The following is a 26,560-nucleotide window of genomic DNA, read 5'->3' as shown; positions in this document are numbered from 1 at the left end:
CCGTAGGCCTAACCCCGGGCCGTAGGTCCAACCTCGGACCGTAGGCCCAACCCCGGACCGCAGGTCCAACCCCGGGCCGTAGGGCCCAACCCGGACCGCAGGTCCAACCCGGACCGCAGGTCCAACCCCGGGCCGTAGGCCCAACCCGGACCGCAGGTCCAACCCCGGGCCGAAGGCGCAACCCAGGGTCGGCAGACCCCGGAGCCCGAAGGCTCAACCCGGGCCGGAATTCCAGCCCCGGGCGGGCAGCCGACCGCGGCCGCGAAGGCCCACCCCCGCGCCGGAGGCCGGCTTCCCCTGCCCCCGAACGCACCGCCGCTTCCCCGCCCCCGCAACACACTCCCGCTCCGCCGCCCCGTCACCCCGTCCCCGGCGGCCCCGCACCGCACGGCACCTCTGGAGGTACCCCCATGTCTGCTCGCGAGGACGTCGCCCTGCCCCTGACGGCGGCTCAGCGCGAACTGTGGCTCGCCGAACAGCGGACGGACGGAGTGATCCCGTCGTACCGCATCGGCGAGTACCTCGACATCGCCGGGCCCCTGGACACCGACCTGCTGTGCACCGCCCTGCGCCGGGTCGTCGCCGAGAACGAGGCCCTGCACGTGGGATTCACCGACACCGACGACGGCCCCCGCCAGATCACGCGCGCCCCGGACGAGGACTGGACACCTCGTCGGCTCGACCTCAGCGCCCACGCCAACCCCCGCGCCGCCGCCGTGGAATGGATGGCCGCCGACCGCCTGCGCCCCCTCGACCTCACCCGCGGCCGCCTCTTCAGCCAGGCCCTCATCAAGATCGCCGACGATCACCACCTCTGGTACCACACCTACCACCACCTCCTCTCCGACGGCCTCGGCTACGCCCTCGTCGCCCGCCGCGTCGCCGCCGTCCACACCGCCCTCGCCGCGGGACGCACGCCGGAGCCGACACCGTTCCCGCCCCTGCGCGCCGTCGTCGACGCCGACGCCGCCTACCGGACCTCCGCCCGCTTCGACGAGGACCGCGCGTACTGGACCGGGCGTCTCGCCGGCCTCCCCGAACCCGCCCGCATCGGCCGCTCCACGGGCCACCTCACCGCCGGCCCCCGCCACACCCCGCTGCCCGCCGACCCCCTGCGCCAGGCCCTGCGCACGCTCGGCGAACGCGCCGGAACACGCTGGTCGCGGGTGCTGATCGCGGCCACCGCGCTGTACGTGCACCGCCGCACCGGCGCCCACGACCTCCTCCTCGGCCTCCCCGTCACCGGCCGCGACCGCACCGACCCCGTGTGCACGGCGACCCCCGCCGTGGTGTCCAACATGGTGCCGCTGCGGCTGACCGTACGCCCCGGCACGCCCTGGTCCGCGCTCGTCGGCCAGGTCGACGCCGAGGTGCGGGCGGCGCTCCGGCACCAGCGCTACCGGGGCGAGGACATGCACCGCGACCTCGGACTGCCCGGCGCTCCCGGCTCGGCGTACTCCGCGATCGTCAACATCATGTCCTTCGACAGCGCGCTGAGCTTCGCCGGACTGCCCGCCACCGCCCACAGCCTCGCCGAGGTCCACGCCGCCGAACTCGTCGTCTGGGCGCTGGACCGGCACGACGGCTCCGGCCCGCACCTCAAACTGCTGGCCGCCGCCGACGCCTGGGACGAGGACGAGCGGCAGGCCCACCAGCACGGCTTCACCACCCTCCTGGAGAGCCTCGCCGGCACCGACCCCGACCGCCCCGTCGGCGGCGTCCCCCTCCCGAGGCCCCGCACCCGGCCCGCGACGGCCCTCGCCGCCGACACGGACCGCGCCCACCTCGCCGACCTCTTCGAGCAGCAGGCCCGCCGTACCCCGGACGCCGTGGCCGTCGTCGCACCCGACGCCACCCTCACCTACGCCGCCCTCGACGCCCGCGCGAACCGTCTCGCGCGGCTCCTCACCGCCCACGGCGCCGCCCCGGAACGCCTGGTCGCCCTCGCGCTGCCCCGCTCCGCCGCACTGGTCACGGCCGTCCTCGCGGTCCTCAAGACCGGCGCGGGCTACGTCCCCCTCGACCCCGACCACCACCCCGCCGCCCGCCTCGCCGCCCTCCTCGACGACACCCGCCCCGCCGTCACCCTCACCGACACCGCCACCCGGCCCCGGCTGCCCCGGCACACCGACGCCGTCCTCCTCGACGCCTCCGACACCGCCGCCCTCCCGGCCGGCGCCCCGCCCGCCCGGCGCGACCCCCGGCACCCGGCGTACGTCATCCACACCTCGGGCTCCACCGGCCGCCCCAAGGGCGTGCTCACCCCGCACACGGCCGTCACGAACCTGATCCACCACCAGCTCCGCACCCTCTACCGGACCCCCCGGATGCGCGTCGCGCTGACCACCTCCCTCTCCTTCGACGCCTCCTGGGACCAGCTCGCCTGCCTCTTCGGCGGCCATGAACTCCACGTCCTCGACCGCGCCACCTGGACCGACCCGGACGCCTTCCTCACCCACCTCGACCGCCACCGCCTCGACCTCGTCAACGCCACCCCTTCCTACCTGCGCGTCCTCATCGACCACGGCCTCCTCACCGGCGACCATCCCCGACCCTCCGTGATCGTCGCCGGCGGGGAGGCCGTTCCCGAGGACCTCTGGCGGGACCTGCGCACCGCCGACGGCGTACGCGTCCACAACTTCTACGGCCCCACCGAGTGCACCGTCGACGCGCTCACCGCGACCCTCGACGCGACCGAACGCCCCGCGATCGGACACCCCGTCACCGGGGCCCACGCGTACGTCCTCGACAGCGCCCTGCAACCGGTACCCGACGGCGCCCCCGGTGAGCTGTACATCGCGGGCGCCGGCCTGGCCCGCGGCTACCTCGGCCGCCCCGCCCTCACCGCCGAACGCTTCGTCGCCGACCCCTACGGCCCGCCCGGCACCCGCATGTACCGCACCGGCGACCTCGTCCGCCGCACCCGCGAAGGCAGCGCCGAATACCTGGGCCGGGCCGACGACCAGGTCAAGATCCGCGGCTTCCGCGTCGAACCCGCCGAGATCGAGGCCGCGTTGGGCACCCACCCGGCGGTCGCGCGTACGACGGTCCTCGCCCGCCCCGACGACGACCGCGCCGCCCGGCTCGTCGCCTACGTCGTCCCCGCGCCCGGCACCGCCCCGAGCCCGAAGGACCTGCGCGCACACCTGCGCGACCGCCTCCCCGAGCACATGGTCCCGGCCGCCTTCGTCCCCCTCGACGCCCTGCCCCTCACCCCGGCCGGCAAGCTCGACCGCCGGGCCCTGCCCGCCCCCGCCCACCACACCCCGCCGAGCCACCGCGCCCCGCGCACCCCGCGCGAGGAGCTCCTCTGCGGCCTCTTCGCCGACGTCCTCGGCCTCCCCCGGGTCGGCGCCGACGACGACTTCTTCGCCCTCGGCGGCCACTCCCTGCTCGCCCTGCGCCTCCTGGCCCGCATCCGCACCGCCCTCGGCACCGCCCCGCGCCTCGGCGACCTCTTCGACGCTCCCACCCCGGCCGGGATCGCCGCCGCCCTGGACACCGCGACCCCGGACGCCGCGCGGCCCGCACTGCGCCCGTACGCACGCCCCGACGCCGTACCCCTGTCCTCCGCGCAGCGCCGCCTGTGGTTCCTGCAGCGCGTCGAGGGCACCGGTGCCACCTACCACATCCCGCTCGCCCTGCGCCTGTCCGGAACGCTCGACCGCCCCGCCCTGGAAGCCGCACTGCGGGACGTCGTCACCCGGCACGAGAGCCTGCGCACCGTCTTCCCCGACGAGCGCGGGGTGCCCGTCCAGCGGATCCTGGCCCCGGAGCGGGCCGCGCCCCGGCTGCCGGTCACCGACACCACCGAGGCCGCCCTGCCCGACCGGCTCACCGCCGCCGCCCGCCGCCCCTTCGACCTCGCCGCCGAACCACCCCTCCACGCCCAGCTGTTCGCGCTCGCACCCGACGAGCACGTGCTGCTGCTGGTGATCCACCACATCGTCGGCGACGGCTGGTCCCTCGGCCCGCTGGCCGCCGACGTCACCCGCGCCTACGCGGCCCGCCGCAGCGGCGGCACCCCGGAGTGGACGCCGCTGCCGGTGCAGTACGCCGACTACACCCTCTGGCAGCACGACCTCCTCGGCGACCCCGCCGACCCGGACGGCCTCGCCGCCCGTCAGCTCGCCTTCTGGACCGAACGGCTGACCGGCCTCCCGGAGCGCCTCGACCTGCCCTTCGACCGCCCCCGCCCCGCCGCCACCACCCACCGGGGCGCCCCACTGCCCCTGCACCTCGACGCGGGCCTGCACCGCCGTCTGAGCGACCTGGCCCGTGCCCACGGCGCCAGCCTCTTCATGGTCCTCCAGGCCGGCCTCGCCGCCCTCCTCGGCAAGCTCGGCGCCGGCACCGACATCCCACTGGGCGCCCCCGTCGCCGGCCGCACCGACGAGGCCGCCGACGACCTGGTCGGCTTCTTCGTCAACACGCTCGTCCTGCGCACCGACCTGACCGGCGACCCCACCTTCACCGAACTCCTCGACCGCGTCCGCCGGGGCGCCCTCGCCGCCTACGCCCACCAGGACCTGCCCTTCGAGCACCTGGTGGAGGAGCTCAACCCGACCCGTTCCCTTGCCCACCACCCCCTCTTCCAGACGATGCTCGCCCTGCAGAACGCCCCCCTCGGCGAGTTCGACCTGCCCGGCCTGCACGTCACCACGAGCCTGGTCCCCACCGGCACCGCCAAGTGCGACCTCACCTTCAACCTCGCCGAACGCACCGCCCCCGACGGCACCCCGGCCGGCCTCACCGGCACGGTGGAGTACAGCACCGACCTCTTCGACCCCGGAACGGTCGAGGCGATCGGCGAACGCTGGGCACGCCTGCTGCACACGGCCGCCACGGACCCGGAGCGCCGCCTGAGCCGCATCGACGTCCTCACCGACGCCGAGCGAGCGGCCCTGCTGCCGACGGCCGTGGCCGTGCCGGCGAACGACAGTCTGGTGGGGTTGTTCGAGGCGCGGGTGCGGGAGACGCCGGATGCGGTGGCGGTGGTGTGCGGTGCGTCGGCGCTGACGTACGGCGAGTTGAATGTGCGGGCCAATCGTGTGGCGCATGCGCTGGTGGGGTGTGGGGTGGGTCCGGAGGCTGTCGTCGCGTTGGCGTTGCCGCGGTCGGTGGAGCTGGTGGTCGGGGTGTTGGGGGTGCTGAAGGCGGGTGCCGCGTATCTGCCGCTCGATCCCGGCTATCCGGCGGCGCGCAGGGAGTTCATGGTCGCGGACGCCCGTCCGGCGCTGGTGGTCGACGATCTGGCGGCTCTTGAGACGGACGGGCTGCCGGTCTCGGATCCGGTGGTGGGGCTTGTTGCGGAGCATCCGGCGTATGTCATCTACACCTCCGGTTCGACGGGCCGTCCGAAGGGTGTGGTCGTCCCGCACGGCAATGTGGTGCGGTTGTTCGCCGCCACGAGGCAGTGGTTCGACTTCGGCCCGGACGACGTGTGGACGCTGTTCCATTCGTACGCGTTCGACTTCTCGGTCTGGGAGTTGTGGGGTCCGCTGCTGCACGGCGGTCGGCTGGTGGTGGTGCCGTTCGAGACGTCCCGTTCGCCGGAGGCGTTCCTGCGGCTGCTGGCCGAGGAGCGGGTGACGGTCTTGAACCAGACGCCGTCCGCCTTCTATCAGCTCATGCAGGCCGACCGGGAGAACCCGGGGACCGAACTCGCCCTGCGCACGGTGGTGTTCGGCGGTGAGGCGCTGGAGCCCGCCCGGCTCGCCGACTGGTACACGCGTCACGCGGACGACGCTCCGGTCCTGGTGAACATGTACGGCATCACCGAGACCACCGTCCACGTCACCCATCACCCCCTGCACGCCGGTTCCGTCGACGGGGCCGTCAGTGTGATCGGCGCGGCGATCCCCGACCTGCGCACCTATGTCCTCGACGCCCACCTGTGCCCCGTACCGCCGGGTGTGGCAGGGGAGTTGTACGTGTCCGGGCCGGGGCTCGCGCGGGGCTATCTCGACCGGCCCGGGCTGACCTCCTCCCGGTTCGTCGCCGACCCCCACGGTCCGTCCGGTACCCGGATGTATCGCACCGGTGACGTCGTACGCCGTGCCGCCGACGGCTCGCTGGAGTTCGTCGGGCGGGCCGACGACCAGGTCAAGGTGCGGGGCTTCCGCATCGAACTCGGTGAGATCGAGGCCGCGTTGGCGGGCCATCCCGAGGTCGGCGACGTGGCCGTGGTGGCCCGCCGGGACCGTACCGACGACACCCGGCTCGTCGCGTACGTAGTCCCCGCGCCCGGCGCGGTGGCCCACTCGGCGGTTCTCCGCGAACATCTGCGGGAGCGACTCCCGGAGTACATGGTCCCGGCCGCCTTCGTCGCGCTGGAGGCGCTGCCGCTGACCGTCAACGGCAAGCTGGACCGGCGTGCCCTGCCCGAGCCGCAGGCCGGCGGCCTGGGTGCCGGACGGGCGCCCCGCACCCCGCAGGAGCAGATCCTGTGCGAGCTGTTCGCCGAGATCCTCGGGGTCGCCGAGGCCGGGGTGGACGACAGCTTCTTCGACCTGGGCGGTCACTCCCTGCTCGCGACCCGCCTCGTCGCCCGTGTCCGGGCCACCCTCGGCGTGGAACTGGAACTGCGCGCCCTCTTCGAGGCACCGACCCCGGCCGGGCTCGCCGCGAGCCTCGCGGGCGCCGGACAGGCCCGCCTCGCCCTCACCCCGTACGACGACCGCCCCGACCTGATCCCGCTGTCGTTCGCACAGCGCCGCCTGTGGTTCCTGCACCAGCTCGAGGGCGCGAGCGCCAACTACAACATCCCGCTCGCCTGGCGCCTGACCGGCCCCCTCGACCATGGCGCCCTCGCCCGGGCCCTCACCGACGTCATCACCCGTCACGAGAGCCTGCGCACCCTCTACCCCCAGCTCGACGGCACCCCCCACCAGCGCGTCCTCTCCCCGCGGGAAGCCCCGCTGCCGTTGCGTACGCGCGCGACGACCGAGGGCGAGCTGGACGCCGTACTCGCCGAGGCCCTGCGCCACCCCTTCGACCTCGCCGCCGAACTGCCCCTGTACGCCGAGCTGTTCACGCTCGGCGTCGAAGAGCACGTGCTGCTGCTGGTCGTTCACCACATCGCGGGCGACGGCTGGTCCCTCGGCCCGCTGGCCCACAACCTCGCCGACGCCTACGCGGCCCGGCGCCGAGGCGAGGAGCCCGTCTGGGCGCCGCTGCCGGTGCAGTACGCCGACTACACGCTCTGGCAGCACCGTCTGCTGGGCGACGCCACCGACCCCGACAGCCTCTTCGCCCGCCAGGCCGCCCACTGGACGCGCGCGCTGAAGGGACTCCCCGAGCAGATCCAGCTCCCGACCGACCGGCCCCGCCCCGCCGTCGCCTCCCACCGGGGCGGCTTCGTCCGCATCCAACTGGACGCCGAACTCCACCGGGAGCTGCGCGACTTGGCGCGCGCCCAGGGCACCAGTCTGTTCATGGTCCTCCAGGCCGGCCTCGCCGCCCTGCTGAACAAGCTCGGTGCGGGGGACGACATCCCCGTCGGCAGCCTCATCGCCGGCCGCACCGACCAGGCCCTGGACGATCTGATCGGCTACTTCGTCAACACCCTCGTCTTCCGCACCGACACCTCCGGCGACCCCGCCTTCACCGAGCTCCTCGACCGAGTGCGCGACGGGGCCCTCGCCGCCTACGCCCACCAGGACCTGCCCTTCGAGTACCTGGTCGAGGCCCTCAACCCGGTGCGCTCCCTCGCCCACCACCCCCTCTTCCAGGTCATGCTGGTCCTGCAGAACGCCCCGCGGGCCGACTTCGCCCCGCCCGGCCTGCACACGAGCTCGGTGCAGCTCACCACCACGACGTCCAAGCTCGACCTGATCTTCTCCCTCTCCGAACGCCATGGCGAGGACGGCTCCCCGCAGGGCGTGGACGGGTTCGTCGAGTACGCCGGCGATCTGTACGACCCGCAGACGGTCCAGGCCATGTGCGACCGCTGGGTCCGGCTGCTGAGGACGGCTGTCGCCGACCCGGCCCGCCCCCTGAGCCGCATCGACGTCCTGACGGACGCGGAGCGACAGCGCTTCCTGCCCGCTCTCACCTCCACGCCGGTGACGGAGAGTCTGGTGGGGTTGTTCGAGGCGCGGGTGCGGGAGACGCCGGATGCGGTGGCGGTGGTGTGCGGTGCGTCGGCGCTGACGTACGGCGAGTTGAATGTGCGGGCCAATCGTGTGGCGCATGCGCTGGTGGGGTGTGGGGTGGGTCCGGAGGCTGTCGTCGCGTTGGCGTTGCCGCGGTCGGTGGAGCTGGTGGTCGGGGTGTTGGGGGTGCTGAAGGCGGGTGCCGCGTATCTGCCGCTCGATCCCGGCTATCCGGCGGCGCGCAGGGAGTTCATGGTCGCGGACGCCCGTCCGGCGCTGGTGGTCGACGATCTGGCGGCTCTCGAGACGGACGGGCTGCCGGTCTCGGATCCGGTGGTGGGGCTTGTTGCGGAGCATCCGGCGTATGTCATCTACACCTCCGGTTCGACGGGCCGTCCGAAGGGTGTGGTCGTCCCGCACGGCAATGTGGTGCGGTTGTTCGCCGCCACGAGGCAGTGGTTCGACTTCGGCCCCGATGACGTGTGGACGCTGTTCCATTCGTACGCGTTCGACTTCTCGGTCTGGGAGTTGTGGGGTCCGCTGCTGCACGGCGGTCGGCTGGTGGTGGTGCCGTTCGAGACGTCCCGTTCGCCGGAGGCGTTCCTGCGGCTGCTGGCCGAGGAGCGGGTGACGGTCTTGAACCAGACGCCGTCCGCCTTCTATCAGCTCATGCAGGCCGACCGGGAGAACCCGGGCACCGAACTCGCCCTGCGCACCGTGGTGTTCGGCGGTGAGGCGCTGGAGCCCGCCCGGCTCGCCGACTGGTACACGCGTCACGCGGACGACGCTCCGGTCCTGGTGAACATGTACGGCATCACCGAGACCACCGTCCACGTCACCCATCACCCCCTGCACGCCGGTTCCGTCGACGGGGCCGCCAGTGTGATCGGCGCGGCGATCCCCGACCTGCGGACCCATGTGCTCGACAGGTGGCTGCGGCCCGTCCCCACCGGGGTTGTGGGCGAACTGTACGTGTCCGGGCCCGGGTTGGCCCGTGGGTATCTCGACCGGCCCTCTCTCACCGCCTCCCGGTTCGTCGCCGACCCCTACGGCTCGCCCGGCGCCCGGATGTACCGCACGGGCGATCTGACGCGGCAGCGGGCCGACGGCTCGCTGGAGTACGCGGGGCGGGCCGACGACCAGGTCAAGGTACGGGGCTTCCGCATCGAACTCGGCGAGATCGAGGCCGTGTTGGCGAGCCATCCCGAGGTCGGCGACGTGGCCGTGGTGGCCCGCCAGGACCGTACCGACGACACCCGGCTCGTCGCGTACGTCGTGGGAGGCGCGGCCGGCCTGCGGGAGTACGTCCGGGAGCGGCTCCCCGAGTACATGGTCCCGGCGGCGTTCGTGCCGCTCGACGCGCTGCCGCTGACCGTCAACGGCAAGCTGGACCGACGGGCCCTGCCCGAGCCGGAGTGCACGCCCGGCGCGGCCGGGCGGGCGCCGCGCACCCCCGAGGAGCAGGTGCTCGCCGAGCTGTTCGCCGAGGTGCTGGGGGTCGAACGGGTCGGTGCCGACGACGACTTCTTCGCACGGGGCGGTCACTCCCTGCTGGCCACCCGGCTCGTCGCCCGTGTCCGGGCCGCGCTCGGTGCCGAGCTGGAGCTGCGGGCCCTGTTCGAGACGCCGACCGTGGCCGGGCTGGCCGCGGGGCTGACGGCCGCGGGGGAGGCGCGGCCCGCTCTGGTGCCGGCCGTGCGGCCGGAGCGGATGCCGCTGTCGTCCGCGCAGCACCGGCTGTGGTTCCTGCACCAGCTCGACCCGTCCGGCGCGGCCTATCACATCCCGCTCGCCTGGCGGCTGGACGGCCCGCTCGACCGCACCGCCCTGGCCGGGGCGCTCGCCGACGTGGTGGCCCGGCACGAGGTCCTGCGCACCCTCTGCCCGCAGGCCGCCGACGGGGTGCCGTACCAGCTCGTCCTCGACGCCGACGAGGCCCGCCCGGAGCTGCCCCTCACCGAGACCGACGAGTCCGGTCTGCCCGCGCTGCTCGACCGGGCCGTACGGCGGCCCTTCGACCTCGCCGCGGAACCGCCCCTGCGCGCCGAGCTGTTCGCCACCGCCGCCGACCGTCATGTCCTCGTGCTCGTCGTGCACCACATCGCGGGCGACGGCTGGTCGCTCGGCCCGCTGGCGCGGGACCTGGCCACCGCCTACGCGGCGCGCCGCGCGGGGGAGGAGCCCGGCTGGGCGCCGCTGCCCGTGCAGTACGCCGACTACACCCTCTGGCAGCGCGAGCTGCTCGGTGAACCGGCCGACCCCGACAGCCTGTTCGCGCGGCAGGCCGCCCACTGGACGGCCGCGTTGCAGGGGCTTCCCGAGCAGATCCCGCTCCCGGCCGACCGCCCCCGCCCCGCGCACCCCACCTTCCGGGGCCGCAGGCTGCCCGTCGAGCTCGACGCCGATCTGCACACCGGCCTCCTCGGCCTGGCCCGACGGCACGGTGCCAGCCTCTTCATGGTCCTCCAGGCCGGTCTCGCCGCCCTCCTGAACAAACTCGGCGCCGGGGACGACATCCCCGTCGGCAGCCTCATCGCGGGCCGCACCGACCAGGCGCTGGACGATCTCGTCGGGTTCTTCGTCAACACGCTCGTGCTGCGCACCGACACCTCCGGCGACCCCGACTTCGCACAACTCCTGCACCGCGCAAGGGAGTCGGCGCTCGGCGCGTACGCCCACCAGGAGCTGCCCTTCGATCACCTCGTGGAGGCGCTGAACCCGGCCCGGTCGCTGTCCCGTCAGCCGCTGTTCCAGGTGCTGCTCGCGCTGCAGAACGTACCGCGCGGCACCTTCGCACTGCCCGGTCTGCGCACCGAGATCCTCCCCGTGCACCACGCCACGGCGATGTTCGACCTCTCCTTCCACCTGCTGGAGCGCGGCGACGGCGAGGCGGCCGGTCTCCACGGCTACGTCGAGTACGCCGCCGACCTCTTCGACGACCCCACCGTCGAGCGTCTCCTCGTCCGCTGGACGCGGCTGCTGCGGCAGGCCGTCGAGGACCCCGGGCGGCCGCTGAGCCGCTTCGACGTCCTCCTCGACGACGAACGCGCGGCACTGCTCCCGGCCCCCACCGCTCCCCCCGCGTACGCCTCGCTGCCCGAACTGTTCCGGACGCAGGTGCGGGCGACCCCCGACGCCCCCGCGGTCGTCTTCGAGGACACCGTCCTCAGCTACGCCGGGCTCGACGCCCGCGCCAACCGGGTCGCGCACGCCCTCCTCGAGCGGGGGGTCGGCCCCGAGGACGTCGTCGCGCTCACCCTTCCGCGCGGCACCGACCTCGTCGTGGCGATCCTCGGGGTCCTCAAGACCGGCGCCGCCTATCTGCCCGTCGACCCCGACTACCCGCCCGCGCGCCGCGCCTTCATGCTCGACGACTCCCGCCCGGCCGTGGCCGTCGAGGACCTGGACTTCGCCGAGGGCTTCCCCGACACCGACCCGGAGATCACCCCCGACGGGCGCCACCCCGCCTACGTCATCTACACCTCGGGTTCCACCGGCCGCCCCAAGGCCGTCGTCATGCCGTCGGCCGCCCTCGTCAACCTGCTCCACTGGCACCACCGCGCCGTCGGAGGCGGCCCCGGCACCCGCACCGCGCAGTTCACGGCGGCCGGCTTCGACGTGTCCGTGCAGGAGACCCTGTCCGCGCTGCTGTACGGCAAGACCCTGGTCGTCCCCACCGACGAGCAGCGGCGCAGCGCCGAACTGTTCACGGCCTGGCTGGAACGGCACCGGATCGAGGAACTGTTCGCGCCGACGCTGGTCCTGGAGGCCGTCGCCGAGGCCGCCGAGGAGCACGGCCGCGACCTGCCCCGCCTGCGGACCGTCGCCCAGGCCGGTGAGGCGATGCGGCTCGGCACCGCCCTGCGCCGCTTCACCGCCCGCCGGCCCGGCCGGCGGCTGCACAACCACTACGGCCCCGCCGAGACCCACGTCGTCACCGCCTACGCGCTCCCTGCCGACCTCGACGACTGCCCGCTGCCGGTGCCCGTCGGCCGGCCCGTCGACCACACCCGCGCCCTCGTCCTCGACACCGCGCTGTGCCCCGTACCACCCGGTGTGCCCGGCGAGCTGTACCTGGCCGGGGCGGGTGTGGCCCGCGGCTATCTGCACCGGCCCGCGCTGACCGCCGAACGGTTCGTCGCCGACCCCTACGGGCCGCCCGGCGCCCGCATGTACCGCACCGGTGACCTCGCCCGCCGGCGGTCCGACGGCGAGCTGGAGTTCCTGGGCCGCGCCGACCACCAGGTGAAGGTGCGCGGATTCCGGGTCGAACCCGGCGAGATCGAGGCCGCCCTCGCCGACCACCCGGCCGTCGCCCGGGCCGCCGTCGTCGCCCGCGAGGACCGGCTCGTCGCCTACGTCGTCCCGGCCGCCGGGGCGAGCACCGCACCCGCCGTGCTCCTGGACCATCTGCGCGACCGCCTCCCCGCCCCCATGGTCCCCGGCGCGCTCGTCGTCCTCGACGCCCTGCCCCTCACCCCCAACGGCAAGCTCGACCGCGCCGCCCTGCCCGCCCCCGCCCCAGCCCCGGACGCCCGGACCGGCCGCGCCCCCCGCACCCCGCGCGAACAGATCCTGTGCGACCTGTTCGCCGAGGTCCTCGGCGTCGCCCGGGCCGGCGTCGACGACGACTTCTTCACACTGGGCGGTCACTCGCTGCTCGCCACCCGACTGGTCTCCCGGGTCCGCGCCACCCTCGGCGTCGAACTGCCCCTGCGCAGCCTCTTCGAGGCCCCCACCCCGGCAGGGCTCGCCGTGCGTCTCGACGCCGCGGCCGAGGCCCGTCCGGCGGTCGTCCCCGTCGTCCGGCCCGAGCCGCTGCCGCTGTCGTTCGCGCAGCTCCGCCTCTGGTTCCTGCACCGGCTGGACGGCACGGACGCCGCCTACCACATGCCGCTCGCCCTCCGGCTGCGCGGCCCCCTCGACCGGCCCGCGCTTGCCGCCGCCCTCAGCGACCTCGTCGCCCGCCACGAGACGCTGCGCACGCTCTACCCGCACACCGACGGCGTACCGCACCAGCGGATCCTGCCCGTCGCCGAGGCCGTCCCCTTCCCCCTCACGGTCACCGCGACGGACGAGGCGGACCTGCCCGCACTGCTCACCGGGGCCGCCCGCCGGCCCTTCGACCTGGGCACCGAACTCCCCCTGAGCGCCCATCTGTTCCTGCTCGCCGACGACGAGCACGTCCTGCTGCTCGCCCTGCACCACATCGCCGCCGACGGCTGGTCCCTGCGCCCTCTGGCGACGGACCTGGCCACCGCCTACGCGGCCCGCCGCCGGGGCGAGGAGCCGGGCTGGGCGCCGCTGCCGGTGCAGTACGCCGACCACACCCTGTGGCAGCGCGCCCTGCTCGGCGACGAGAGCGACCCCGACAGCACCTACGCCCGCCAACTCGCCCACTGGACCGAGGCCCTGGCCGGTCTGCCCGAGCGGCTGCGGCTCCCCGCCGACCGGCCGCGCCCCCTCCACCCGACCCACCGGGGCGGCCTGCTCACCACCACCGTCGACGCGCGCCTGCACGACGCCCTGACCGTGCTGGCCCGCCGCAACGGCGCCAGCCTGTTCATGGTCCTCCAGGCGGGGCTCGCCGCGCTGTGCACCCGCCTCGGCGCGGGCACCGACATCCCCGTGGGCAGTCCCGTCGCGGGCCGCACCGATCAGGCGCTGGACGACCTCGTCGGGTTCTTCGTGAACACGCTGGTGCTGCGCACGGACACCTCCGGTGATCCGACCTTCACCGAACTCCTGGGCCGGGTGAGGGAGTCGGCGCTCGCCGCCTACGCCCACCAGGACGTGCCCTTCGAGCACCTCGTCGAGGCCCTGAACCCGGCCCGCTCCCTCTCCCACCACCCCCTCTTCCAGATCCTCCTCGCCGTCCAGAACGTCCCCGAGACCGCGTTCGGCCTCGACGGCCTGGACACCTCACCGCAGCCCGTGCGCACCGGCACCGCCCGGCTGGACCTGGCCCTCGCGCTCACCGAACGCCGAGGCACCGACGGCACCCCCGCCGGACTGGACGCGATCGTCGAGTACAGCGCCGACCTCTTCGACGAGTCCACCGTCCGCACCCTCTTCGACCGCTGGGTACGGCTTCTGACCGCCGCCGTCGCCACCCCCGACCGGCCGATCGGCACCCTCGACATCCTCCACCCCGACGAGCGCCACACCCTCCTGGGCTCCGCCCAACAGCCGCTTCCCGACGCCTCCTTCGCCGACCTCTTCCGCCGGCAGGCCGGCGCCACGCCCGACGCGATCGCCCTGGTCGCGGGAGACGTCGAGCTGTCGTACGCCCAACTCGACGCCCGGGCCAATCGGTTCGCGCACGCGCTTCTCGAACGGGGCGTGGGGGCCGAGGACGTCGTCGCGCTGGTGCTGCCGCGGTCGGTGGAGCTCGTCGTCGGGATCCTCGGGACGATGAAGGCGGGCGCCGCCCATCTGCCCGTCGACCCCGGCTACCCCGAGGCGCGCATCGCGCACATGCTGGAGGACGCCCGGCCCGCCCTCGTGGTGGAGGAGCCGGGCCTCGGCGACGGCCTCCCGGAGACCGATCCCGGGGTCGCCGTCGACGTACGGCAGCCCGCCTACGTCATCTACACCTCCGGCTCCACCGGCCGCCCCAAGGGCGTCGTCGTCACCCACGGCGGTCTGCCCGCCCTGGTCGCCGCCCAGACCGAGCACCTCGCCCTCGACGACACCAGCCGGGTCCTCCAGCTCGGCTCGCCGAGCTTCGACGCCTCCTTCTGGGACCTGTGCGCCGCGCTCCTCACCGGAGCCCGCCTGGTCCTCGCCCCGGCGGACGACCCGGTGGCGGGTCTGACCGGCGACATCACACATGTGACGTTGCCGCCGTCGGTGTTGGCGGCGGTGGAGTCGTTGTCGGTGTCGACGCTGGTGGTGGCGGGGGAGGCGTGTGCGCCGGAGTTGGTGGAGCGGTGGGCGCCGGGGCGGCGGATGATCAACGCGTACGGTCCGACGGAGACGACGGTGTGCGCGACGATGAGCCGGCCGCTGTCGCCGATGGGCGGGGTCCCGCCGATCGGGCGGGCGATCACCGGGGCGCGGGTGTATGTGCTGGACGAGCGGTTGCAGCCGGTTCCGGCGGGGGTGCCGGGCGAGTTGTACGTGGCCGGTGCGGGCCTGGCCCGTGGTTATCTGCGTCAACTCGCCCTGACCGCCGGCCGGTTCGTCGCCGATCCGTACGGCGCGCCCGGCAGCCGTATGTACCGCACCGGAGACATCGCGCGGTGGCGCGCCGACGGCGAGCTGGAGTTCGTCGGACGCGCCGACGAACAGGTCAAGGTGCGCGGCTTCCGCATCGAACCCGCCGAGATCGAGAGCGTGCTCGCCGCCCATCCCTCCGTGGGACGTGCCGTCGTGGCCGTACGGGACGAGCGGCTCGTCGCCTACGTCGTCCCCGAGCCCGGCACCGACCCGCGGCCCGTCGCCCTCCAGTCGTTCCTGCGGGAACGGCTCCCGGAGCACCTGGTGCCGAGCGCGTACGTCGGCCTCTCCGCGCTGCCGCTGACCCCCAACGGCAAGCTCGACAGGGCGGCCCTGCCCACCCCGGCCCTCGGGTCCGAGGCGAAGGGGCGCGAGCCGCGCAGTCCGCGGGAGCGGGTGCTGTGCGATCTGTTCGCCGAGGTGCTCGGCGTGGAGCGGGTCGGTGCCGAGGACGGCTTCTTCGATCTGGGCGGCCACTCCCTGCTCGCCACCCGGCTGGTGTCCAGGGTCCGGGCGGTGCTCGGCGCGGAACTCGCCCTGCGGACCCTGTTCGAGACGCCCACCCCGGCCGGGCTCGCCGCCGCCCTGGACGGTGCCGGACGGGCCCGGCCCGCGCTGACGGCCGGCGAGCGGCCGGAGCGCGAGCCCCTGTCGTTCGCCCAGCGCCGGCTGTGGTTCCTCCAGCAGATGGAAGGACCCGGCGCCGGCTACAACATCCCCCTCGCGCTGCGACTGTCCGGCCCACTCCACGAACGTTCGCTCACCGAGGCCCTCGCCGACGTCACCGCCCGGCACGAGACCCTGCGCACGGTCTTCCCCGAGGCGCACGGCACCCCGTACCAGAAGGTGCTCGACCCCGACACCGGCCGTCCGCGCCTGCTCGTCACCCACCTGGAGAGCACCGGGCTCGCGCAGGCCCTCGCCGAGGCCGCCCGGCTGCCCTTCGACCTCGCCGCCGAAGTGCCCCTGCGCGCCCATCTGTTCGCGCTCCCGGGCGGCGAGGAGCACGTCCTGCTGCTCGTCCTGCACCACATCGCCGGGGACGGCTGGTCCACCGGACCGCTCTCGCGCGACCTCGCCGAGGCCTACGCGGCACGGACCGCCGGGAGCAAGCCCGAGTGGGCGCCGCTGCCCGTGCAGTACGCCGACTACACCCGCTGGCAGCGCGACCTGCTCGGCGACCCGTCCGACCCCGGCAGTGTCTTCGCCGCCCAACTGGCCTATTGGAAGGATCGGTTGGCGGACCTGCCGGAGGAGCTGCGGCTGCCGGCCGACCGGTCCCGCCCCGCCGTCGCCTCCTACCGGGGCGAGCACCTGCCCGTCGAGCTGGACGCCGCTCTGCACACCGGCCTGGCCCGGCTCGCGCGCCGCAGGGGAGCCAGCCTGTTCATGGTCCTCCAGGCGGGACTCGCCGCCCTGTGCACCCGCCTCGGCGCCGGGACCGACATCCCCGTGGGCAGCCCCATCGCCGGCCGCACCGACCAGGCGCTGGACGATCTCGTCGGGTTCTTCGTGAACACGCTCGTGCTGCGCACCGACACCTCCGGCGACCCCACCTTCACCGAACTCCTCGACCGGGTGAGGGAGTCGGCGCTCGGCGCCTACGCCCACCAGGACCTGCCCTTCGAGCACCTCGTCGAGGAGCTGAACCCGGTCCGCTCGCTCTCCCACCACCCCCTGTTCCAGGTGATGTTCGCCCTCCAGAACGCCCCGATGGGCGCGCTCGCCCTGCCAGGTCTGCGGGTCGCGCCGCTGACCGTGCCCACCGGCACGGCCAAGTTCGACCTGGGCTTCAACCTGTACGAGCGGCACCGCGCCGACGGCACCCCCGCGGGGATCGCCGGAGCCGTCGAGTACGCCACCGACCTGTACGACCGTGACACCGTCGCCGACCTCGTGGACCGCTGGACCCTGCTGCTCCGCTCCGTGGTCGCCGACCCGGACCTGCCCCTCGCCCGCATCGACGTCCTCTCCGCCGACGAACGCCGCCGTCTGCTCACCGAGGCCGACGCCACCGCCGTACCGGTCGAGCCGGTCCCCCTGCCGACCGCCTTCGCCCGGCAGGCCGGCGCCACGCCCGACGCGATCGCCCTGGTCGCCGGGGACGTGGAGCTGTCGTACGCCCGACTCGACGCCCGGGCCAATCGGTTCGCGCACGCGCTTCTCGAACGGGGCGTGGGGGCCGAGGACGTCGTCGCGCTGGTGCTGCCGCGGTCGGTGGAACTCGTCGTCGGGATGCTCGGGACGATGAAGGCGGGCGCCGCCTATCTGCCCGTCGACCCCGATTACCCGGCGGCACGAGTGCAGTTCATGCTGGAGGACGCCCGGCCCGCCCTCGTGGTGGAGGAGCCGGGCCTCGGCGACGGCCTCCCGGAGACCGATCCCGGGGTCGCCGTCGACGTACGGCAGCCCGCCTACGTCATCTACACCTCCGGCTCCACCGGCCGCCCCAAGGGCGTCGTCGTCGGCCACGCGGGCATCGCGCACCTGGTGGCGGCGCAGGTCGAGCGGTTCGCCGTCGACGCGCGGAGCAGGGTGCTGCAGTTCGCCTCGCCCAGCTTCGACGCGTCCGTGTCCGAGCTGTACACGGCCCTGCTGACCGGCGCGACCCTCGTCCTGCCGCCCGCCCACGACCCGGTGGCGGGTCTGACCGCCGACATCACGCACGTCACGTTGCCGCCGTCGGTGTTGGCGGCGGTGGAGTCGTTGTCGGTGTCGACGCTGGTGGTGGCGGGGGAGGCGTGTGCGCCGGAGCTGGTGGAGCGGTGGGCGCCGGGGCGGCGGATGATCAACGCGTACGGTCCGACGGAGACGACGGTGTGCGCGACGATGAGCCGGCCGCTGTCGCCGACGGGCGGGGTCCCGCCGATCGGGCGGGCGATCACCGGGGCGCGGGTGTATGTGCTGGACGAGCGGTTGCAGCCGGTTCCGGTGGGGGTGCCGGGCGAGTTGTACGTGGCCGGCGCGGGCCTGGCCCGTGGTTATCTGCGTCAACCCGCCCTGACGGCAGCCCGGTTCGTCGCCGATCCGTACGGCGCGCCCGGCAGCCGTATGTACCGCACCGGAGACGTCGTCCGCCGACGCCGCGACGGCGAGCTGGAGTTCGTCGGACGCGCCGACGAACAGGTCAAGGTGCGCGGCTTCCGCATCGAACCCGCCGAGATCGAGAGCGTGCTCGCCGCCCATCCCTCCGTGGGACGTGCCGTCGTGGCCGTACGCGAGGAGCGGCTCGTCGCCTACGTCGTCCCCGACCGCCCCCGCGCCGAACGCGACCACGGCCGGGAGGAGGACCACATCTCCGGCTGGCGGGAGATCTACGACGCCCTGCCCGTCGCCGCCGCACCGGCCGCCCTCGGCGACAACTTCACGGGCTGGAACAGCAGTTACGACGGCCGGCCCCTCCCCGAGGAGGAGATGCGCGAGTGGCGGGACGCCACCGTGGAACGCATCCGGGCGCTTCGCCCCCGGCGGGTGCTGGAGGTCGGCGTCGGCACCGGACTGCTCCTCGCGCACCTCGCACCGCACTGCGAGGCGTACTGGGCCACCGACTTCTCCGCCACCGCCGTCGACGCACTCGCCGCACACCTGGCGGACGGGCCCGCGTGGGCGGACCGGGTCGTCCTGCGCACCCAGCCGGCGCACGACCTCGACGGACTGCCCGGCGGCTTCGACACCATCGTGATCAACTCGGTCGTCCAGTACTTCCCGAGCGCCGACCACCTGCTCGACGTCCTGCGGGGGCTGGCCTCGCTCCTCGCACCCGGCGGCGCCCTGTTCGTCGGCGATGTGCGCAACCCCCGGCTGCGGCGGGCGCTCGCCACCGCCGTGCACGCGCCGCGTACCGACGGCGGGCCCGCCGCACTGCGCCGGGCCGTCGCGCAGGCCCTGCGGGACGAGGAGGAACTCCTCGTCGACCCCGACTTCTTCGCCGCGCTGCCCGGCCGCCTCGACGGCATCCGCGCGGTCGCCGTACAGGTGAAACGCGGACGGTTCCACAACGAACTCACCCGCCACCGCTACGACGTCACCCTGCACACCCGGCCCGCCGCACCCTGGAACGGCTTCAGCGAGGCCGCCTGGGGCCGCGCCGTGGCCACCCCCGACGAGGTACGCGCGCTGCTGACGTCCACGGATCCGGCGGTCCTGCGGATCACGGGCGTGCCCAACGCCCGCGTGACCGGTGAGGTCGCCGCGGACCGGGCGCTGCACGAAGGCGGCACCACCCCCGTGCCCGCGGTCGACCCCGAGGTCTGGCACGCACTCGGCGCCGCCACGGGCCGCCACACCCACGTCACCTGGTCCCCCGACGGCCCCGACACCGTCGACGTCGTCCTCCTCGACCCGGCCCGTGCCGCCGACCCCGACGCACCCGTCGACGCCTACCGGGCCGGACGACCCGCCGAGGCCCACCCGGCTGCCGGACCCACCGGGGCCGACCCGGCCGGACGCACCGGGGCCGCCCACGGCGGCCACACCGAACCGCTCACCAACACCCCCGCCGGCCGCCGCACCCCCGCCTCCCTCGTCCGCGGCCTGCGCGACCACGTCCGGGCCCGGCTCCCCGAGCACCTCGTGCCCTCCGCGTACGTCGTGCTCGACACCCTGCCCCTCACCCCCGGCGGCAAGCTCGACCGCGCCGCCCTGCCGGCGCCCGCCGCGCCGGAGAGCCGGGGGAGCCGTGCGCCGCGCACCCCGCAGGAGGACCTGCTGGCCGGCCTGTTCGCCGAGGTGCTCGGCGTGGGCCGGGTCGGGGCCGACGACGGCTTCTTCGACCTGGGCGGCCACTCGCTGCTCGCCACCCGCCTCGTCTCCCGCGTCCGCGCGGTCCTCGGCGCCGAACTCGACGTCCGCGCCCTGTTCGAGGCCCCCACCCCCGCCCTGCTGGCCGCCCGTCTCGACGGGGCCGCCGAGGCCCGGCCCCCGCTGACGGCCCGTGTGCCCCGCCCCGAGCGGGTGCCGCTGTCGTACGCCCAGCACCGGCTGTGGTTCCTGCACCGGATGGAGGGGCCGGGCGCCGCCACCTACGTCATGCCGCTCGCGCTGCGGCTCACCGGACCGCTCGACCGGACCGCGCTGCGCCTCGCGCTCGGCGATGTGACCGGCCGGCACGAGAGCCTGCGGACCGTGTTCCCGGAGGCCGACGGCACACCCTGCCAGCAGGTGCGGGACGTCCGGCCCGAGCTGCCCGTCACCGAGACCGACGAACGGGGCCTCGCCGCCCTCCTCGCACGGTCCGGGCGGCGCGGATTCGACCTGGCCGCCGAACCCCCGCTGCGCGCCGAGCTGTTCGCGCTCGCACCCGACGACCACGTCCTGCTGCTCGCCCTGCACCACATCGCCGGCGACGGCTGGTCCATGGGCCCGCTGGCGGCCGACCTGGCCACCGCCTACACAGCTCGCCGCGCGGCGGAGGAGCCCGCCTGGGCGCCGCTGCCCGTGCAGTACGCCGACTACGCCCTCTGGCAGCGCGACCTGCTCGGCGACGCCTCCGACACCGACAGCCGGCTCGCCGCCCAACTCGACCACTGGAAACAGACGTTGGCCGGTCTGCCCGAGCGGATCGACCTGCCCGCCGACCGGCCCCGCCCGGCCGTCGCCTCCCAGCGCGGCGCCACCCTGCCGCTCCACGTCGACGCCCGGCTGCACGGCGCGCTGCGGGACGTCGCCGCCGAGCACGGCGCCAGCCTGTTCATGGTCCTCCAGGCGGGGCTCGCCGCGCTGTGCACCCGCCTCGGCGCGGGCACCGACATCCCCGTGGGCAGTCCCGTCGCGGGCCGCACCGATCAGGCGCTGGACGACCTCGTCGGGTTCTTCGTGAACACGCTGGTGCTGCGCACGGACACCTCCGGTGATCCGACCTTCACCGAACTCCTGGGCCGGGTGAGGGAGTCGGCGCTCGCCGCCTACGCCCACCAGGACGTGCCCTTCGAGCACCTCGTCGAGGTCCTCAACCCGGCCCGCTCCCTCTCCCACCACCCCCTCTTCCAGGTGATGCTGGCCCTGCAGAACGCCCCCGGCGGCAGCTTCGCCCTGCCCGGCCTGACCGTCGAGCCCGTGGCCGTGCCCACCGGCACCGCCCGCTGCGACCTCACCCTCAGCCTCGCCGAGCGGTACGCCGACGACGGCACCCCCGAGGGGCTCACCGGCGCCGTCGAGTACGCCACCGACCTGTTCGACGAGGCCACCGTGGCCGTTCTCGTCGCCCGCTGGATCCGGCTGCTGGAAGCCGCCGTGGCCCGTCCCGGGGAGCCCCTCGGCGCGATCGACCTGGTCCCCGACGAGGAGCGCCGGAACCTGCTGGGCCGGCGGGGCGCCCCGCTGCCCGCCGCCCGCACCCTGCCCGAGCTGTTCGCCGAGCAGGTCCGGGCCACCCCCGACGCCGTCGCGCTGGTCGCCGACGGGACCACGTCGACGTACGCCGACCTCGACGCCCGGACGGCCCGGCTGGCCCGTGCCCTCGCCGGGCAGGGCGTCGGCCCGGAGACCCCGGTCGCCGTCCTCATGGACCGCTCGGCCGACCTGGTCGTGGCGATCCTGGGGATCGTCCGGGCCGGCGGGGTCCACGTCCCCCTCGACCCCGGCTTCCCGCCCGCCCGCGTCGACCTCGTCGTCCGCGAGACCGGCGCCGCCCTCGTCCTCACCGAGGACGTGCTCACCGCACTTGTGGAGAGCGAGCCGGAGCCGGGGGCCGGGACGCCTGAAGTACGGTGCCATCCACAGCAGTTGGCGTACGTGACGTACACCTCCGGCTCCACCGGCCGGCCCAAGGGCGTCGCCGTCACCCACGCCGATGTCGCCGGGCTCGCCCAGGCGCCCTGCTGGGGCGCCCACGACCGGGTGCTGCTGCACTCGCCGAGCGCCTTCGACGCGTCCACCTACGAACTGTGGGTGCCGCTGCTCAACGGCGGCCGGATCGTCGTCGCCCCGCCGGGCCGGCTCGGCGTGGCCGAGCTGTGCCGGACGGTCGCCGACCACGGCGTCACGGCGCTGTGGCTGACGGCCGGGCTGTTCCGGGTGGTCGCCGAGGAGGCGCCCGGCGGGCTCGCCGGGGTGCGCGAGGTGTGGACCGGCGGGGACGTCGTCTCCGCCACCGCGGTCGGCCGGGTGATGGACGCCTGCCCGGGCATCCGGGTCGTCGACGGCTACGGGCCCACCGAGACCACCACCTTCGCCGCCCACCACCCCATGGACACCCCGCCCGACCCCGCCCGCCCCGTCCCCCTCGGCCGCCCCATGGCCGGGATGCGGCTGTACGTCCTCGACGAGCGGCTGCGTCCCGCGCCCACCGGGGTCGTGGGCGAGCTGTACCTCGCCGGAACCGGTGTCGCCCGCGGCTACACGGGCCGACCCGCCGCCACCGCCGAACGGTTCACGGCCGACCCGTACGGGCCGCCCGGCGCCCGGATGTACCGCTCCGGCGACCTCGCCCGGCTGCTGCCCGACGGGACGGTGGAGTTCGCGGGACGGGCCGACGACCAGGTGAAGGTGCGGGGCTTCCGGGTCGAGCCCGCGGAGGTCGAGTCCGCGCTCGTCCGCTGCCCCGGCATCGCCCAGGCCGCCGTCGTCGCCCGCGACGACCGGCTCGTCGCCTACGTCGTCCCGGACCCGGCGCGGGAGGTGGCCTTCGACCCCCGCGAGGCCGCCGACCGCCTCCGCCGCGACCTGCCCTCCCACCTCGTCCCCGCGGCCTTCGTCGCCCTGGACGCGCTGCCGCTGACCGCCCACGGCAAGCTCGACCGCGCCGCCCTGCCCGCCCCCGCCCACGGCACCGACGGCACCGGACGCGGCCCGCGCACCCCGCACGAACAGGTGCTGTGCGACCTGTTCGCCGAAGTCCTCGGCGTCGAGCGGGTCGGTGTCGACGACGGCTTCTTCGACCTCGGCGGGCACTCCCTGCTCGCCGCCCGCCTGGTCTCCCGGATCCGCGACACCCTCGGCGCCGAACTCGGACTGCGCACCCTGTTCCAGACCCCGACCGTCGCCGGACTCGCCCGGCGCCTGGCCCTGCGCGACACCGACGACTCCCTGGAGGTGCTGCTGCCGCTCAGGCCGCAGGGCTCGGCCACCCCGCTGTTCTGCGTCCACCCGGGCGGCGGCATCAGCTGGTGCTACAGCGGCCTCCTCCACCACATCGCCCCCGACCACCCCGTGTACGCCCTCCAGGCCCGCAGCCTCGGCCGCGACGAACCCCGCCCCACCTCCTACGAGGAGATGGCCGCCGACTACGTCGAACAGATCCGCAAGGTCCAGCCCGAGGGCCCCTACCTGCTCCTCGGCTGGTCGGCCGGCGGACTCGTCGCGCACGCCGTCGCCACGGAACTCCAGCGCCGGGGACAGCGCACGGCCCTGCTCGCGATCCTCGACGCCTACCCGGTCGCCGACCTCACCTTCGACGAACCGCCCGTGCCGAGCGAACGGGACGTCCTCGTCGGCATGCTCGACTGCGACCCCGCCGACGTCGGCGAGGACCCACTCACCCTCGAACAGGTCCGGGAGATCCTCACGCGCCGCGGCAGCGCCCTGGCCGGGCTCACCGAACGGCACATCGAGGCCGTCGTCGCCATCATGATCAACAACGCGACGCTGGCCCTCACCTTCCGGCCGGGCGTCCTCGACGGCGACCTGCTCCTGTTCAACTCCACCATCGACCGCGAGCAGGACTCCCCGGGCGCCGACGTCTGGCGCCCGTACGTCACCGGCTCCCTCACCTCGTACGACATCACCGCCCGCCACGACCGCATGACCCGGCCGGGCGCCCTCGCCCAGCTCGGTCCGCTGCTCGCCGCCCGGATCGCCGAGGTCCGCGCGCGGCTCACCGCAACCCACCCCACGACTGAGGAGAACCCCTCGTGAACAACCCCTTCGAGGACCAGGACGCCCCCTACCTCGTGCTCGTCAACGACGAGGCCCAGTACTCGCTGTGGCCCGCCTTCGCCGACGTGCCCGCCGGCTGGAGCGTCGCCCACCCCGAGGACACCCGCGACGCCTGCCTGGAGTACGTCGAGCGGACCTGGACCGACATGCGGCCCAGGAGTCTCGTCGAGGCGATGGACGACGCGTCGTGAGCGTCCTCGCCCCCGACGCCCGGGACTTCGCGGCGGAGATGGCCTCGGACGCCTTCCGCCGCGACCCCTATCCGGTCTACGCCCGGATGCGTGCCGAGTGCCCGGTCCACCGGGCGCCGCACGGCCTCTGGTACGTCACCCGGCACGCCGACGTCGAAGCGGCCCTCGCCGACCTGCGGCTGTCCAACGACCGGGAGCGGATGACGCGCGCGCTCGTCGCCCGCGACGGCCGGATGAAGGACCTGAGCCGGCTCACCGCCCGGCTGGGACGGGTGATGAGCAACACCGACCCGCCGGACCACGCCCGGCTGCGCGGCCTCGTCAACAAGGCCTTCACCGCCCGCCGGATCGAGCGACTGCGTGCGGGGATCCAGCAGGTCGTGGACCGGCTCGTCGACGGCGTCGAGGCCGCCGCGGGGCCCGTCGACCTCCTCGCCGCCGTCGCCTCCCCGCTGCCGCACACCGTCGTCTGCGAACTCTTCGGCGTGCCCGAGGCCGACCGGGAGCAGGTCAAGGAGTGGTTCCGGGGACTCGGCCGGATCCATGAGGACATCGACCGCGCCGAGCAGGTCGTCGACGCGTTCGAGGCGTACCTCACGGACCTCGCCGGACAGCGGCGCGCCGCGCCCGGCGACGACCTGATCAGCGCCCTCGTCACCGCCCAGGCCCGCGGTGACCGGCTCACCGACCACGAACTGCTGTCGACCTGCTTCCTGCTGATCACGGCCGGCGACGAGACCACCACCCACCTCATCGGCAACGGCCTCCTCGCCCTCCTGCGCCACCCGGACCAGCTCGCCCTCCTGCGCGCCCGGCCGGAGCTGATCCGCTCGGCCGTCGACGAGTTCGTCCGCTACGACAGCCCCACCCAGACCATCCTGCGGGTGGCCGCCGAGGACGTGCCGCTCGGCGGGCGGACCGTGCCCGCCGGGGACCTCGTCCAGCTCGTCCTCGCCTCCGCCGGCCGCGATCCCGCACGGCACGAGCACCCCGACCGGCTGGATCTGACCCGCCCCGCCGCCCACCGCCACCTCGGCTTCGGCCACGGCCCGCACTTCTGCCTCGGCGCGCCCCTCGCCCGGCTGGAGACCGAACTCGCCGTCTCCACCGTGGTGCGCCGACTGCCCGGTCTGCGCCTGGCCGTCGCCCCCGAGGACCTCACCTGGCGGCCCAACCCGCTCCAGCGCCGCCTCACGGCGCTCCCCGTCACCCGCGCGCACGACGACGCGCACGACGCGCACGACGAAAGGAAGTGACGCGCATGCCCCGCGAGTTCCGCGTGCGCCGCGAGCAACTGCTGCCCGCCCGCCCCGAACAGGTGTGGAACGCGATCGCGACCGCCGAGGGCAACCTCGGCTGGCTGTACCCCATGGAGATCGAGCCCCGCGTCGGAGGCGCGGTCTCCCGGGGCTCGGCCACCGTCCTCGAGTGGGAGCCGCCCCGCCGCCTCGCCTGCCGCGCCACCGGCGAGGACGGCTTCTCCAACACCCTCGACTACACCGTCGAGCCGTACGACGACACACAGACGCGGCTCCGCCTGGGCATCCACTGGGTGCACCCCGGCACCCCCGACGACGGCTGGGACACCCGGGCCGACGCCGCCGAGAAGCACTTCGACTTCTACCGGCACAGCCTCGCCGAGTACCTTCGCCACTTCGCCGGCCGCCCCGCCCGCTACCTCAGGGCCGCCCGCCCCGAGGCCGCCGCACCGGGCGCCCTGACCGCCGTACGCGACCGCCTCGGACTGCCCGCCGGAGCCGGCACCGGCGACACGGTGAAGATCATCCCGCCGCGCGGGGCCGGCGCACCCGTCGAGGCGGTCGTCGACCTCTGCGAGACCGGCTTCCTCGGACTGCGGACCGCGGACGCCCTCTACCGGTTCTACGACGGCAGCCCCTGGCGGTGGCCCCTCTGGATCGGGCACCACCTGTTCGCCCCGGACGCAGACGCCGCCGCGGCCACCGAGGCCTGGGAGACCTGGCTGGCGGAGGTGGCCCCCTGATGGAGACCCCCCTCTACTCGGCCGAACTCGTCGAGGAGAACGGCGTGTACACGCTCGTCGTCACCGATCTGCGCCGGGACACCGTCCAGACCGCGCACGTCCCCAAACGGGCCGTGGACAAGCTCCCGTACTTCCTCTCCCTGCTGGGCTCCCGCCAGTTCAGCGCGTTCCGCTAG

The 26,560-nt window shown here is 74.7% G+C and carries 5 protein-coding genes; all 5 read left to right on the top strand.

Features of this window, described 5'->3' with window-relative positions:
• Window positions 1–410: 410 nt before the first annotated feature.
• The 5 genes from OG852_RS12345 to OG852_RS12325 are packed head-to-tail and all read left to right on the top strand — an operon-like array spanning window position 411 to window position 26,560.
• Window positions 411–24,170: a non-ribosomal peptide synthase/polyketide synthase gene (locus OG852_RS12345; RefSeq protein WP_330347951.1), complete on the top strand. Its 23,760-nt coding sequence runs from the start codon at window positions 411–413 to the stop codon at window positions 24,168–24,170.
• On the top strand, window positions 24,167–24,382 hold the full coding sequence (locus tag OG852_RS12340; RefSeq protein WP_133918105.1) for an MbtH family protein: 216 nt from the start codon (window positions 24,167–24,169) through the stop codon (window positions 24,380–24,382). Before OG852_RS12345 ends, OG852_RS12340 begins: the two co-directional genes overlap by 4 nt.
• Entirely contained in the window at window positions 24,379–25,638 is a 1,260-nt protein-coding gene (locus OG852_RS12335; RefSeq protein ID WP_330347950.1) for a cytochrome P450 family protein, read from the top strand. The genes OG852_RS12340 and OG852_RS12335 overlap by 4 nt, the downstream gene beginning before the upstream one ends.
• A 5-nt stretch (window positions 25,639–25,643) precedes the next feature.
• A complete protein-coding gene (locus OG852_RS12330; protein ID WP_330347949.1) occupies window positions 25,644–26,384 on the top strand; it encodes an SRPBCC family protein in 741 nt (246 codons plus the stop codon).
• Window positions 26,384–26,560: a hypothetical protein gene (locus tag OG852_RS12325; RefSeq protein WP_166663827.1), complete on the top strand. Its 177-nt coding sequence runs from the start codon at window positions 26,384–26,386 to the stop codon at window positions 26,558–26,560. Before OG852_RS12330 ends, OG852_RS12325 begins: the two co-directional genes overlap by 1 nt.

This window comes from Streptomyces sp. NBC_00582, assembly GCF_036345155.1.
Lineage (GTDB): Bacteria > Actinomycetota > Actinomycetes > Streptomycetales > Streptomycetaceae > Streptomyces.
This window is presented reverse-complemented; position numbering and strand designations above follow the sequence as displayed.

Bases quoted from the DNA above. Each gene is read 5' to 3' on its own strand.
- OG852_RS12345 (WP_330347951.1), top strand. From the start codon at position 411: ATGTCTGCTCGCGAGGACGTCGCCCTGCCCCTGACGGCGGCTCAGCGC.
- OG852_RS12330 (WP_330347949.1), top strand. From the start codon at position 25,644: ATGCCCCGCGAGTTCCGCGTGCGCCGCGAGCAACTGCTGCCCGCCCGC.
- OG852_RS12325 (WP_166663827.1), top strand. From the start codon at position 26,384: ATGGAGACCCCCCTCTACTCGGCCGAACTCGTCGAGGAGAACGGCGTG.